The sequence below is a fragment of the Aurantiacibacter sp. MUD61 genome, assembly GCF_027912455.1.
Lineage (GTDB): Bacteria > Pseudomonadota > Alphaproteobacteria > Sphingomonadales > Sphingomonadaceae > Alteraurantiacibacter.
On record NZ_CP115446.1, the window covers coordinates 232,100 to 244,229 of the forward strand.

General features: G+C 60.4%; 14 protein-coding genes. 7 read left to right on the plus strand and 7 right to left on the minus strand.

Features of this window, described 5'->3' with window-relative positions; all coding sequences use genetic code 11:
* The first annotated feature begins 101 nt into the window (after positions 1-101).
* The 5 genes from pufB (at position 102) to pufC (ending at position 3,482) form a co-directional block, all read left to right on the plus strand.
* Positions 102-260, plus strand: coding sequence for a light-harvesting antenna LH1, beta subunit (pufB, locus tag O2N64_RS01125; RefSeq protein ID WP_197920618.1), 159 nt, complete (start codon positions 102-104; stop codon positions 258-260).
* Between the two features lie 66 nt (positions 261-326).
* Positions 327-494, plus strand: coding sequence for a light-harvesting antenna LH1, alpha subunit (gene pufA, locus O2N64_RS01130; protein ID WP_197920617.1), 168 nt, complete (start codon positions 327-329; stop codon positions 492-494).
* A gap of 122 nt (positions 495-616) precedes the next feature.
* The gene (gene pufL, locus O2N64_RS01135) at positions 617-1,441 is read left to right on the plus strand and encodes a photosynthetic reaction center subunit L (protein ID WP_271078467.1); all 825 of its coding nucleotides are present in this window, start codon (positions 617-619) and stop codon (positions 1,439-1,441) included.
* Between the two features lie 14 nt (positions 1,442-1,455).
* Positions 1,456-2,427, plus strand: coding sequence for a photosynthetic reaction center subunit M (pufM, locus tag O2N64_RS01140; protein ID WP_271078468.1), 972 nt, complete (start codon positions 1,456-1,458; stop codon positions 2,425-2,427).
* Positions 2,428-2,453: 26 nt separating this feature from the next.
* Positions 2,454-3,482, plus strand: a complete 1,029-nt coding sequence (pufC, locus tag O2N64_RS01145; RefSeq protein WP_271078469.1) for a photosynthetic reaction center cytochrome PufC — start codon at positions 2,454-2,456, stop codon at positions 3,480-3,482.
* A gap of 84 nt (positions 3,483-3,566) precedes the next feature.
* Here the strand turns inward: pufC and O2N64_RS01150 are convergent, their stop codons facing one another.
* The 7 genes from O2N64_RS01150 to O2N64_RS01180 are packed head-to-tail and all read right to left on the minus strand — an operon-like array spanning position 3,567 to position 10,116.
* Entirely contained in the window at positions 3,567-3,812 is a 246-nt protein-coding gene (locus tag O2N64_RS01150) for a hypothetical protein (protein ID WP_271078470.1), read from the minus strand.
* A 6-nt stretch (positions 3,813-3,818) separates the two neighbouring features.
* Entirely contained in the window at positions 3,819-4,301 is a 483-nt protein-coding gene (locus O2N64_RS01155) for a TspO/MBR family protein (protein ID WP_271078471.1), read from the minus strand.
* Positions 4,298-5,494, minus strand: coding sequence for a geranylgeranyl diphosphate reductase (locus O2N64_RS01160; protein WP_271078472.1), 1,197 nt, complete (start codon positions 5,492-5,494; stop codon positions 4,298-4,300). The genes O2N64_RS01155 and O2N64_RS01160 overlap by 4 nt, the downstream gene beginning before the upstream one ends.
* Positions 5,494-6,831: a BCD family MFS transporter gene (locus tag O2N64_RS01165; protein ID WP_271078473.1), complete on the minus strand. Its 1,338-nt coding sequence runs from the start codon at positions 6,829-6,831 to the stop codon at positions 5,494-5,496. The genes O2N64_RS01160 and O2N64_RS01165 overlap by 1 nt, the downstream gene beginning before the upstream one ends.
* Positions 6,828-7,730 (minus strand): chlorophyll synthase ChlG, encoded by a 903-nt coding sequence (gene chlG / locus O2N64_RS01170; protein ID WP_271078474.1) that lies wholly within the window; start codon positions 7,728-7,730, stop codon positions 6,828-6,830. Before chlG ends, O2N64_RS01165 begins: the two co-directional genes overlap by 4 nt.
* 54 nt (positions 7,731-7,784) lie before the next feature.
* Complete coding sequence (ppsR, locus tag O2N64_RS01175) at positions 7,785-9,206, minus strand: transcriptional regulator PpsR (RefSeq protein ID WP_271078475.1); 1,422 nt, start codon at positions 9,204-9,206, stop codon at positions 7,785-7,787.
* Positions 9,207-9,219: 13 nt separating this feature from the next.
* On the minus strand, positions 9,220-10,116 hold the full coding sequence (locus O2N64_RS01180) for a cobalamin B12-binding domain-containing protein (RefSeq protein WP_271078476.1): 897 nt from the start codon (positions 10,114-10,116) through the stop codon (positions 9,220-9,222).
* A gap of 212 nt (positions 10,117-10,328) precedes the next feature.
* Between O2N64_RS01180 and bchF the strand changes: the two genes are divergently transcribed.
* Entirely contained in the window at positions 10,329-10,853 is a 525-nt protein-coding gene (gene bchF, locus O2N64_RS01185) for a 2-vinyl bacteriochlorophyllide hydratase (protein ID WP_271078477.1), read from the plus strand.
* Positions 10,854-10,858: 5 nt separating this feature from the next.
* Complete coding sequence (locus tag O2N64_RS01190; RefSeq protein ID WP_271078478.1) at positions 10,859-12,130, plus strand: ferredoxin:protochlorophyllide reductase (ATP-dependent) subunit N; 1,272 nt, start codon at positions 10,859-10,861, stop codon at positions 12,128-12,130.

Consider the following 12,130-nt stretch of genomic DNA (forward strand, 5'->3'; position numbering starts at 1 on the left):
TCTGCCCGGTCGAGGGGCAACTCCCAATCCCCGCGGATCCTCCGCGAGGATAAACCGGAGGCACATGCCTCTCGCACACCAACCAGAAATGGAGAAAAGCTATGAGTGATCCCGATGATCGCTTCGGCGTTCGGACTTACCTGACGCCCGAAGAGGCCAAGGAATTCCACAAGCTGTTCATGGCAACGTTCGTAGGCTTCGTGGCAATCGCCGTCGTCGCCCACGCGTTGGTTTGGGCCTGGAGGCCCTGGCTCGCCTAACAGTCGCGTCTTCGCTGCCAGCTTGTTCTGGCAATGAAAAAATTCAATTAATCAAGGAGATGTACCATGTGGAGAGCTTGGATGATCTACAATCCACGTACGGCAATTGTGGGACTGCATGTGTTCCTCGCCGTGCTGGCATTCACCATCCACTTCATCTTGCTGAGCACGGATACGTATAACTGGCTGGACGGCCCGAATGCGGCCAGCACAGCACAGCTTACGTCCAACTGACGCTAGCTAACGAAGTGTAACCATTCGACTGTGCGAGAGGTGCGGCTGGCGCCGCCAGTCGCGCCTCACGGTCGAAATGTTGACTAACAATTGCCCGTCATTCGGCGGGGGAGGATTGGGCTATGGCGCTCCTCAGTTTTGAGCGAAAGTATCGTGTGCGTGGCGGCACGCTGATCGGTGGAGACATGTTCGACTTCTGGGTCGGCCCGTTTTACGTGGGCCTGTTCGGGGTCATTACGGCGCTCTTCGCCACCTTGGGGACGATGCTGATATTTTACGCAGCGTCGCAGGGCCCGACCTGGAATCCGTGGCTGATCAGTATTGCGCCACCGGATCTGAGCTACGGGCTGATGATGGCCCCGCTCAAGGAAGGTGGTTTCTGGCAGATCATCACGGTCTGCGCGCTGATTTCTTTCGTCTCGTGGGCGCTGCGCGAGGTGGAGATATGCCGCAAATTGGGAATGGGTTATCACGTGCCGGTTGCGTTCGGCGTTGCCATTCTCGCCTATTTCACGCTGGTGGTGATCCGGCCCGTCCTGATGGGCGGCTGGCACTTCGGCTTCCCCTACGGGATTTTCAGCCATTTGGACTGGGTGTCCAACACCGGCTACCAATACCTCCACTTCCACTACAATCCGGCGCATATGCTGGCGGTGAGCTTCTTCTTCACCACCACGCTGGCACTGGCATTGCACGGCGCGCTGGTCCTTTCCGCCACGAACCCGGCCGCAGGCGAAGAAGTGAAGACACCCGAATATGAAGACACCTTCTTCCGCGATCTGATCGGCTATTCGGTCGGCACGCTGGGCATCCACCGCGTGGGCCTGCTGCTGGCACTGAATGCCGGTTTCTGGAGCGCGGTATGCATCGTCATCAGCGGACCATTGTGGACCAAGGGCTGGCCCGAATGGTGGACCTGGTGGCTTAACCTGCCGATCTGGTCGTGAAGGAGCACTGAGACATGGCTCAATATCAAAACATCTTCACCCAGGTTCAGCTGACCGCCGCACCGGAAATGGGTGTTCCGACAGCAGACTCCGGCCTGCATCGCACCAAGAAAGCAAGCTTCAGCCACTGGATGGGATTGATCGGACAGGCGCAGATCGGCCCGATCTACCTCGGCTGGCTCGGCGTTCTCTCGCTGGTTCTCGGCATTATCGCCTTCGAGATCATCGGGCTGAACATGCTTGCCTCGGTCAATTGGGACCCGGTGATGTTCGTGCGGAACCTGTTCTGGCTCTCGCTCGAGCCGCCGGCACCCGAATATGGCTTCTCGCTCTTCGTGCCCCTGGCAGAGGGCGGGTGGTTCATTTACGCTGGTGCCTGCCTCACCCTTTCGGTGATCCTGTGGTGGGTGCGGACATACAAGCGCGCCGCCGCTCTCGGTATGGGCAAGCACGTATGCTGGGCTTTCGCTTCCGCCATCTTCCTTTTCCTGGTGCTGGGCTTCTTCCGCCCGATGCTGATGGGCAGCTGGGCAGAGGCGGTGCCATACGGCGTATTCCCGCACCTTGACTGGACCGCCGCTTTCTCGATCCGTTACGGTAATCTGTTCTACAACCCGTTCCACGCGCTCTCGATCGTGTTCCTCTATGGCTCGGTCCTGCTCTTCGCGATGCACGGTGCGACCATTCTGGCAGTGGGCCGCTATGGCGGTGAACGCGAGATCGAGCAGATCACCGATCGGGGCACGGCATCCGAACGTGCAGCGCTGTTCTGGCGCTGGACCATGGGCTGGAACGCCTCGATGGAATCGATCCACCGCTGGGCCTGGTGGTTTGCAGTGCTGACGACGCTTACGGGCGGCATCGGCATCCTGCTGACGGGCACGGTGGTCGACAATTGGTATCTGTGGGCACAGCAGCATGGCTATGCGCCCGCCTATCCGGACACCGGCGTCATCGACCCGGCGAGCATGGGGAGTGATGGCTAATGAAAAAGCTTGCAACAATTGCCCTTGTGGCAAGTCTTCCCCTCGCTCTTGCCGCGTGTGAAGTCGCACCCAAAACGTCCGAACAGACCGGCTTTCGCGGAAGCGGCGGCAACCAGATCTATGTGAGCGACGAGACTGGGATGCCTGACGTCCCTCCGCCTCCCTATGAGCTGCCGGAGGATACCGGCGGCCCAAGGGCTTCCGAGGTCTATGAGAACGTCCAGGTGCTGGGCGATATCTCGGCGGATGAGTTCAACTATCTGATGGCAGCGATCACCGAGTGGGTCGCACCAGACGAAGGCTGCAATTACTGCCACAATCCGGCGAATATGGCGTCTGACGAGATCTATACGAAGATTGTCGCGCGCCGCATGATCCAGATGAACCAGAACATCAATCAGGAATATGGCGATCACGTCGGCCAGACCGGTGTGACCTGCTATACCTGCCATGCAGGCAACAATATCCCTGAGAATGTCTGGACGCTGCCGGAAGATGGCGGCCATCCGAGTATTGCAGGCGATCTCAATGGGCAGAACAATCCGGTCATCGGCACAGGCTATTCATCCCTGCCCGAGCATGCAGTCGCGCGATATTTGCTGAATGGCGACTCGCTGGATGGTATTCGCGTGCAATCGGCCAGCATGCATCCGACGGACAATCCTGTGACGACCATGGACGCTGAATCGACCTATTCGCTGATGGTCCATATGTCGCAGGCGCTGGGTGTGAACTGCACCTATTGCCACAACACGCAATCCTTCGGTGACTGGAGCATCTCCGGTCCGGTGCGTTCGACAGCCTGGTATGGCCTGCGCATGGTCGCCAATTCCAATGAGGAATATGTGACCCCGCTGACCGAATGGTTCCCTGACAACCGGCTTGGGCCCGCGGGTGATCCGTACAAGATCAACTGCACGACCTGCCATCAGGGTCTTCGCCGTCCGCTTGGCGGCGCGCAAATGGCTCAGGATTATCCGGCGCTTTGGAACTATCGCGGGAGCGACGGGGCGATTGCTCCGGATATGGAGCCGGATGAAGTCGAAACGCCTTAGGCCACCCGATCAGGTCGAAAAAGAACGCCGGGCCGTGAAGGTCCGGCGTTTTTGTTTGTCTGGTATGAGGCGTTGCGCCCGAAGCTATGAATTGCGGCGCGCGAGGTCTGCGAGGTGCGCGGGAAAGGACAATGCAAGAAAAGCCGCTATCCAATACCATTCCGCACCGATCAGCGCGGCGCGCAATGCGAGCAGGATGAGAGCCGCAGGTAACAGCATGAGGAAAGTATCGAGCGCGTTCCGGCCCCTTCGCCAAAGCCACACGAACTCCAGCGCCAGAACCGCGAGGACGAGGTCAACCGCGTGGCCACTGGCGAAGAACCACTCCACGCGTGATTATCCGAAGGGCGCGTTGAGTTGCACGATCTGCCAATTCAGCAGGCCCGCTGCAGTGACCCACGCAATGTATGGCAGCAGCAGAACACTCGCCACGCGCGACAACCGCCAGCAATAGAGCATCATGGCGAGGATCGAGATCCACAGCACGATCAGCTCATAAAATGCCCAATCCGGCCGTTGCACGCGAAAGAACAGCAGGCTCCACAAGATGTTGAGAAAAGCGTTCGCGGCGAACAGTCCAATCAGCGTGTCCGAAACCTTGGTGCTGGGCGCGTTTCGCCACGCCGTCACAAAGCTGATGACGGTCAGCGCGAAGACGGTGGTCCAGGCAATCGGGAATGCGAGGCGCGGCGGCGTCCAGTCGGGCTTTTCCAGCCCCTGATACCAAGGTCCCAGATCAGTGATCGTCCCGCCGATTGCGGCCACTACCAGCGCTGCAAGTCCGGCAAGGGTGACTGGCAGTATCCAGCTTCTGCTCATCGTGTGACAGGTCTCAATCCCAACAGATGCGCTGTATCCTTCAGGAAAATGCGCAGATGGGCAAGCGGCTTCGCCCGCACCAGCTTCTTGTTCATATAGGCCTGCCAGGTGAGCTGCTGCACATCCTTGTCGGCGCACATGTCGACGAAGCGCTCGCGCCGTTTGTCACTGGAATACCAGAAATACTGCATCATCCCGAGTACCCAGAACACCCGGCCATGCGCGCGCATGAAAGTCTTGCGCGCCATCTTGAGCGTCGAGGGATTGCCGCTAGCGACAAAGGCGTCAGCCGTCTGCGCGGCAATGCGGCCGCACGTCATCGCGTAGTAAATGCCCTCGCCGGAAGCGGGGGCGACCACGCCCGCGGCATCGCCTGCCACCAGCACATCGCGGCCATTGTCCCAGCGCTTGAGCGGTTTCAAAGGAATAGGCGCACCCTCGCAGCGGACCGTCTCGCAATCCTGCAATCCCATGTCATCGCGCATGGTTTTGACTGCGCCGCGCAGGGAGAAGCCCTTGTTGGCGCTGCCCACACCAATGCTTGACTGGTCTCCATGGGGGAAGACCCAGGCATAGAAATCGGGAGAGAGATGGCCCTGATAAAGCACGTCGCAGCGCGTCCCGTCGAAGCCTTCAGGCGTGCTGGGCGGCGATTTGATCACCTCGTGATAGGCGAAGACGCATTTCATGTTTTCTGCGTTCTCGATGTTCTCGCGCGCCACGGCGGAGCGGGCGCCGTCGCAGCCGACCACCAGTTTTGCGCGAACTTTCTGCATGTCCCCGCCGCGTTCTTCGCGGAAGCAGACGATCGGTCCTTCGCCGTCGTCTCGTTCGATGTGATCGAAAGTGCCCTTGCGCCGTTCTGCTCCGGCAATGCGCGCACGTTCGCGCAGCCATTCGTCGAACACATCCCGATCGACCATGCCGACATAGCCGATCTCTCCCACCGGCATATCCACCGCCCGGTTGGACGGGGCGACCATCCGCGCTGAATTTGCACGTGCTACGAGCAGGCTTTCGGGGACTTCGAATTCTTCCATAAGCCGTGGAGGCACCGCGCCGCCGCAAGGCTTGATCCGCCCTGCCCGGTCGAGCAGCAGCACGCTGCGTCCCGCTTTTGCCAAATCCCAGGCTGCGGTTGCACCCGATGGGCCACCGCCCACCACGACCACGTCATATTGCTTTTCGACCATTATCCCACTCCCACAAGTTCCGCTTGCGCCCTCGTCCGCGTGCTTGCTGCGCGAATGGCGAGGTATGCTGCCACGAGGAACAGCGCCGCCTCCGCAGCGAATATCAATTGGAATGCCGCGCCATCTTGGCCCTGCACACGGCGAGCAATGTCCACGCCGACTGCGCCCAGCAGTCCGCCAGTGCCAAAGGCGATCGCCTGCGATGCGCCCCACACACCCATGCGGATACCCTCGCGCGTGTTCTCTCCAGAACCAGCCAGACCCATCATCGCGCCGATAGAGGCCACTGCGAATACGCCATTGCAAAAGCCCAGCGCGAAGACATTGGCGACTAGCGGCCAGCCCTCACCCACTTGCGCCGCAACTGCCAGTCCGCAGAGCGCGAGCGCGGAGCCCAAGCAGCCGGCAACGATCCATGTGCGCAGCTCCACCGGCATGCGTCCGGCAAAGGCGCTGCCGCCGATCCCGGCGATAATCATTCCAGCGAGCACGCCGCCGTGTTGCATTCCGGCAAGGCTCGTGGACTCTCCCGGCGTCATGCTGAAAACGAGCCCTGCGAAAGGCTCCAGGATCAGATCCTGCATCGAATAGGCAAGCATCGAGACGAAGATGAAAGCGGTGAAACGCCGTGCTTCTTGTTCCTGGAAAATCTCGCGGATCGCGGCTTTGAAGTCGGGTGCCGGGCCTTTCGGCTCCTCGCGCTCAAGGCGGGGCGCGTTCGTTTCGAGGCGGAACATGGCGATTACGCAAACCGCAAAGGCGACGACCACCACTCCTGTCGCCACCATCGCCAATCGTTGCGGCGAGAACGGATCGAGCAGGGCGCCGGCGACGCCCGCTGAGATGACAATACCGGCAACCATCATGATCCACGTCACCGCCGCTGCAGCCGCGCGCCGCTGCGGCGCTACGCCCGATGCTAGGAGCGCCAACATCGACGTGCCGCCTGCGCCGACGCCTGCACCGATCATCGAGAAGGCAACAATCGCCAAAGCAAGGCCGAGTCCGAAATCGTCAGCTATCATCACCGTTGCGGTGACTGCCAATAATCCGCCGAGGCCCAACAAAAACACACCGCCGATGATCCATGGCGTGCGCCGCCGCCCCATATCGGAGCCGTGGCCCCACAGCGGGCGCGTCAGCTGCACCGCATAATGCCAGGCGACCAATCCAGCCGGAATGGCTGCGACAAGTGCATATTCGACCACCATCACGCGGTTGAGCAGCGATGTGGCCAGCATCACGATCGCGCCGATCGAGGCCTGAACGGCTCCAAGGCGGATGATGGAAAACCAGCCGAAGCCGCCGCCAGCCAGTGGACGCGCCGAGCCGATCATACATAGCCTCCGAGGCCCAGAGCAGCAGCGAGCATGCCAAGCACATAGAACGTCACGCCGGTGGCATTGTACCATGGAGCGAACTTGGCCGGATCGGAGAGAAGGCGCGGCATGCAGGCGAGCTGCGCCGTGAGCAGAACCCCGACAGCCAGAGCGGAAATAAGCATCCCCCACTGAACGAGCAGCGCGATGACTATGATTTGCGGGACCGCCATGACGATGCACGCCAGCCGGGCCGCTCCGCTGACACCAAGGGTCACCGGGAGCGAGCGCAGTCCGGTCGCCCTGTCACCTTCAACTGCCTTGAAATCATTCAGCGTCATGATGCCATGCGCGCCAAGGCTATAGAGACCAAGCACGAGCAGGATGCCGAGGCTGGGCAGTGCCCCCGCCATGGCGCTGGCGCCGGTAAACCAGCTCAGCCCTTCGTAGGTGATGGCGACCACTGCGGGCCCGATCCAGCCGCTGGTCTTCAATCGGAATGGCGGTGCGGAATAGGCCCAAGCGCAGGCGAGGCCGAAAATCGTTGCGGCAAAAACCCATGGGCCGATCAGCCATCCCATCGCAAGCGATAGCAGGCTCCACAAGATCGCGATGCGCAAACCCCAAGTGCCGCCGATACGGCCCGATGGTATCGGCCTGTTCGGCTCATTGATGGCATCGACATGGCGATCGAACCAGTCGTTCACCGCCTGACTGGTGCCGCAGACGAGCGGTCCGGTCAGGAGAATACCGGCGATCAAGAATGGCCAACGCCCTTCCAGCGCCACGCCCGAAGACACGACGCCGCACATGAAAGCCCACATGGGCGGAAACCAGGTGATCGGCTTGAGAAGTTCGAGCACGTCTCGCGCCGCCGGAAGCGGAGCAGAGACATGAGAGACAGCCGAACGTGCCATCTGCCGAGGCTACGCCTGACACTCTATAGCGTCAAATTATTTTGACACCTTTCGTCAGTCTTCTTCGGCGACGAAATTGCCAAGCCCATGACGATGCAGTTTGGAATAGAGGCTTTGACGGCTCAGGCCCAGGATTTCAGCGGCCGATGCGCGGTTGTTGGAAGTGTGCTTGAGCGCTTCCTCGATGCACAGACGCTCGATCAGATCAGTCGACTCGCGGACGATTTCCTTGAGCGACATGCGGCCAACCATTTCGCTGAGCTGGTCCACCGAGCGCGGCGAATCCTGTTCGGCGCCGGGCAGGTCGCGCATGCGCCGGCCCACGGGGCGAATGACCAGACCGAAAAAGGGGTCATCCCCCTCGGTTTGCACCGCGGACAGTTCCACCGGTTCGCCGCCATGGGCATCGGTAGCGCCAACGACAGTGCTGACATTGCGCGCGACCCCGTGCTTGGCCAATTGGCCCCGGATAAGGTCGATATCGATACCCGGGCGACCGACGTAATCGCTCACAGGCTGGCCAATAAGCTGCTCCACACTGGCTGCGCCAATCAGGTCGGCAAACTCGGCATTGGCGATCACGATCGTCAGCTTCTGGTCTGCGAGGACGAATGCATCGGGCATGTGCGAAATGGCTTCGAGCATGGGCGCCGCAATATCGCCGTCCAAATCCTTGCCGCTGCTCATGCGAACCAGCAGGAATTGCTTGCCGCGTTGACGAAAACTCGTCGCACGCATCGTCAGCTCTGTTTGCCCATCGGCGGCAGGCAGGGTCAGCGGCTTGACCGAAGGCGTGGCCACGACCGATCCAAGATAGCCGATCAGTGCATCGCGAGATGCGCGCGCAAAGAGGCCGGGTAGCTTCCCACCGCTTAGCGAACCGGACTTGGCCTGAAAAATGCGATGTGCGGCGGGATTTGCCTCGCGGATGCGATAGCTATCGGCTTCGACCATCAGCACGGCTTCCGCCATATGCTCGAACAGATTGCGATAGCGGTTTTCGGCCTGTCGCAGGCGCATATAGTCGCGCTCGAGCGCTTGCTGGGCTTGCAAGAACCGCTGCTGCAGCGCCGCTTCTTCCCGCATATCGCGCCCCAGCGCCAGGCAACGGTCGCTGCCTTCGATGGTCACGATGGCGTATCGTACCGGTATATCGCTGCCTGCAACGGCATGATTGATCTGGCGCCACGATTGCGTCTTGCCTTCGCGCGCACTTGCCAACAGCTCGGTGATTTTCGGGTGGCTTTCCACGGTGATCGTGTCCTGCCAATCCTGCCCGATCCAGCTTTCCAGTTCGGGAAACTGCGAAGGATCGGCGCTGCCGCCAACAATCGTACCAGACATGTCGAGGACAAGGCAGATGTCACCTGCAATGAGCGACAGCTTGGCCGCCGCATCGGGATCGATATCATCGAATATCCCGGCAAAGTCGCCATAATGCAGCTTGCCTTCGATGCTATTCTTGCGAGTGAGCATTAAATTCCTCGGGTCAAGGCTGTGACAGGTCGACCCGGTTCGACTCCACTACGATCCTCTCAGCGAGGACCAATGCTGAACATGCATCTGTGGCAGTTCCATCAGCACCCACCAGATCGACCAAATCCGGATTGGTGTTGATGGCTTGGCCACCGACAATGATTTTGACAGTGCCGCATCGCGATACGGAGCGAATGGCTGACACCAGGTTGCAGAGGTGGCCGCTAGGGCAATCAATACTGACGGTCAATCCCACCAGATCGAATGATCGTTCCGCCAGCAATTGCAGCAAATCACCGCGTTGCGGTTCGATCAGAGCTTCGCTGTCCCAGCCTGCGCGCGCGAAGATTTCCTCGACCATCAGCGCCCCGAATGAGTGCTGGTCTCCCGGCACCGATGAGAAAAGAGCGCTTGGGCGGTATGGACGCTCACGATGCTCGACAGGGAAGCGCGACGAGACCTCGCGCATCACTTCCTGCAATCGCCACAGCCCCATCGTAACGTCCACGAAATCGCATTCGTCAGCGCTCCAGTATTCCCCGAGCGTGCGTGCGGACTCGCCCAGCAGGTCGATATAGACCGACTCGACAGGCACTCCGCGTTTCAGAAAAGCGTCGATCTCGATCATCAAATCATCGACATCATGCACCAAGGGCATGGGTGCGAATTGCGAAATTTCCGATGCGAGAACCTTTTTCGCATCATTGTGACAAGCGGCCTGATCGCTTCGAGAAGACCGATCCGTACCGCCCGTTACGCGGACTTTTTCATGCCGCGTTTCGAGCCAGTCCTGAACTTTGGAGTTACCGGACAAAGCTCCGCCTGATTCAGATTTTTCATCTGAATATTCAAGTCCTTGAGAGGCATTATTCTGCGGATCGGAGTGATCCGGAATCTTGCCCGAAGCCATGTCAGACACCTCCGTCTGGTAGCGGCGCGGATCGCGTCAACCAGTTCAATCCGGCGGCATTTGCCGACTCGATCCGGTGGGCCAGCGATACGCCGATTGTACCAGTCTGGCAAATCACAAAGTGTCAACTGCAATTAACGTCTAGTTTGATTGACACTCAGGCCAAGAAGAGCGTAGGTTCCCTTTCAAACCAGCGGAGGAAGACGCGGGGGATGAGAGGGGACGTACCAGTTTTTCAGGCACAGCCATCGAGCCAAGACCTGTTACCGCACGAAGGAGCGCTCTACACTTCGGCTGAGCGTCGTCGCCGTGACGAATCCATCTGGACGCTGGTCCAGGGCGTGCTCGCCCCACTGCAATTTCTCGTATTCATCGCCAGCCTCACGCTCGTGCTGCGCTATCTCACATCCGGAGAAGGCGCTTTTGCTGCCGATGCCTCGGTGGTGGTGAAAACGCTGGTGCTCTACGCCATCATGATCACCGGCTCGATCTGGGAAAAGGTCGTCTTCGGCAAATGGCTGTTTGCCCGCCCGTTCTTCTGGGAAGACGTGTTCTCGATGCTCGTGCTGGCGCTGCACACCGCCTATCTGGTGATGCTGTTTGGCGCGATCGGAAGTGTCGAAGCACGCATGATGGTCGCACTGGCGGCCTATGCGGCTTACATCATCAACGCGGCGCAGTTCCTGCTTAAACTGCGCGCAGCACGTTTGCAGGCGGAAGCGATGGCAGCCGCGTGAACGAGATGGCTCCCCTTCCCAACAATGGCGCAGATTGCGCGCCCGTCCTTCGTGAACGCGGGCAGCGCGAAGTTTTCTGCGGCCTCACCGGGATCGTGTGGCTGCACCGCAAAATGCAGGACGCCTTCTTCCTCGTCGTTGGATCGCGCACCTGTGCACACCTGTTACAAAGCGCTGCGGGCGTGATGATCTTCGCCGAGCCGCGTTTCGCCACCGCCATCATTGAAGAGCGTGACCTTGCCGGCATGGCGGATTGCCAAGACGAGCTGGACCGCGTGGTCGAACAACTCCTCGGGCGTCGCCCGGATATCGGCACACTCTTCCTCGTCGGCTCGTGCCCGTCCGAAGTCATCAAGATGGATCTGAGCAAAGCGGCCCAGCGACTCGGCGAGAAATATGCGGGCCGCACACGCATTCTCAATTATTCGGGCAGCGGGATCGAGACGACTTTCACTGAAGGTGAGGATGCCTGCCTTGCATCGCTCGTCCCGGAAATGCCCGCAGCCCAGCCCGATGCCGCGCCGGAGCTGCTGATTGTCGGTGCCCTGCCCGATATCGTGGAGGACCAATTCCTCCGTCTGTTCGCCGAACTCGGCATTAAGCCCGTCCACTGCTTGCCCGCGCGCAAGGCGGCAGACCTCCCCTCGGTCGGTCCGCACACGCGCTACCTGCTGGCTCAGCCCTTCCTGACTGAGACGGCTCGTGCGCTGGAAGATCGCGGCGCGCAGCGGCTCGATGCCCTTTTCCCCTTCGGCGCTGAGGGCACCACTGCATGGCTACATGCCGCGGCGCAAAGCTTTGGCGTTGATGAAATGCACTTCAACCGCGTGGTCGCTCCCGGCCGCGAACGTGCCAAGCGCGCTATCGAACACAGCCGTGCAAAGCTTGAAGGCAAGCGCATCACCTTCCTGCCGGATTCGCAGCTGGAAGTGCCGCTGGCGCGCTTCCTTGCGACCGAACTGGGCATGGTTCCGGTCGAAGTCGGCACCCCCTATCTCCACCGCCATCACACAGCGCGCGAGCTGGAATTGCTGCCCGAAGGCACACGCATTTCCGAAGGCCAGCATGTCGACAACCAGCTCGACCGTGTGCGCGAAGACAAGCCTGACCTCACCGTATGCGGCCTCGGCCTTGCCAACCCGCTGGAGGCCGAAGGCTTCTCCACCAAATGGGCGATCGAGCTCGTTTTCTCCCCCATCCACGGTTTCGAGCAGGCAGGCGATCTTGCCGAGCTCTTCGCCCGGCCGCTGCGGCGGCGCGACATGCTGAAGGTGTAG

What these genes read in the sequence shown, in the direction of transcription:
- pufB (WP_197920618.1), top strand. Translation starts at nt 102, where the DNA reads ATGAGTGATCCCGATGATCGCTTCGGCGTTCGGACTTACCTGACGCCC.
- pufA (WP_197920617.1), top strand. Translation starts at nt 327, where the DNA reads ATGTGGAGAGCTTGGATGATCTACAATCCACGTACGGCAATTGTGGGA.
- pufL (WP_271078467.1), top strand. Translation starts at nt 617, where the DNA reads ATGGCGCTCCTCAGTTTTGAGCGAAAGTATCGTGTGCGTGGCGGCACG.
- pufM (WP_271078468.1), top strand. Translation starts at nt 1,456, where the DNA reads ATGGCTCAATATCAAAACATCTTCACCCAGGTTCAGCTGACCGCCGCA.
- O2N64_RS01155 (WP_271078471.1), bottom strand. Translation starts at nt 4,301, where the DNA reads ATGAGCAGAAGCTGGATACTGCCAGTCACCCTTGCCGGACTTGCAGCG.
- O2N64_RS01160 (WP_271078472.1), bottom strand. Translation starts at nt 5,494, where the DNA reads ATGGTCGAAAAGCAATATGACGTGGTCGTGGTGGGCGGTGGCCCATCG.
- O2N64_RS01165 (WP_271078473.1), bottom strand. Translation starts at nt 6,831, where the DNA reads ATGATCGGCTCGGCGCGTCCACTGGCTGGCGGCGGCTTCGGCTGGTTT.
- chlG (WP_271078474.1), bottom strand. Translation starts at nt 7,730, where the DNA reads ATGGCACGTTCGGCTGTCTCTCATGTCTCTGCTCCGCTTCCGGCGGCG.
- ppsR (WP_271078475.1), bottom strand. Translation starts at nt 9,206, where the DNA reads ATGCTCACTCGCAAGAATAGCATCGAAGGCAAGCTGCATTATGGCGAC.
- O2N64_RS01180 (WP_271078476.1), bottom strand. Translation starts at nt 10,116, where the DNA reads ATGGCTTCGGGCAAGATTCCGGATCACTCCGATCCGCAGAATAATGCC.
- bchF (WP_271078477.1), top strand. Translation starts at nt 10,329, where the DNA reads ATGAGAGGGGACGTACCAGTTTTTCAGGCACAGCCATCGAGCCAAGAC.
- O2N64_RS01190 (WP_271078478.1), top strand. Translation starts at nt 10,859, where the DNA reads ATGGCTCCCCTTCCCAACAATGGCGCAGATTGCGCGCCCGTCCTTCGT.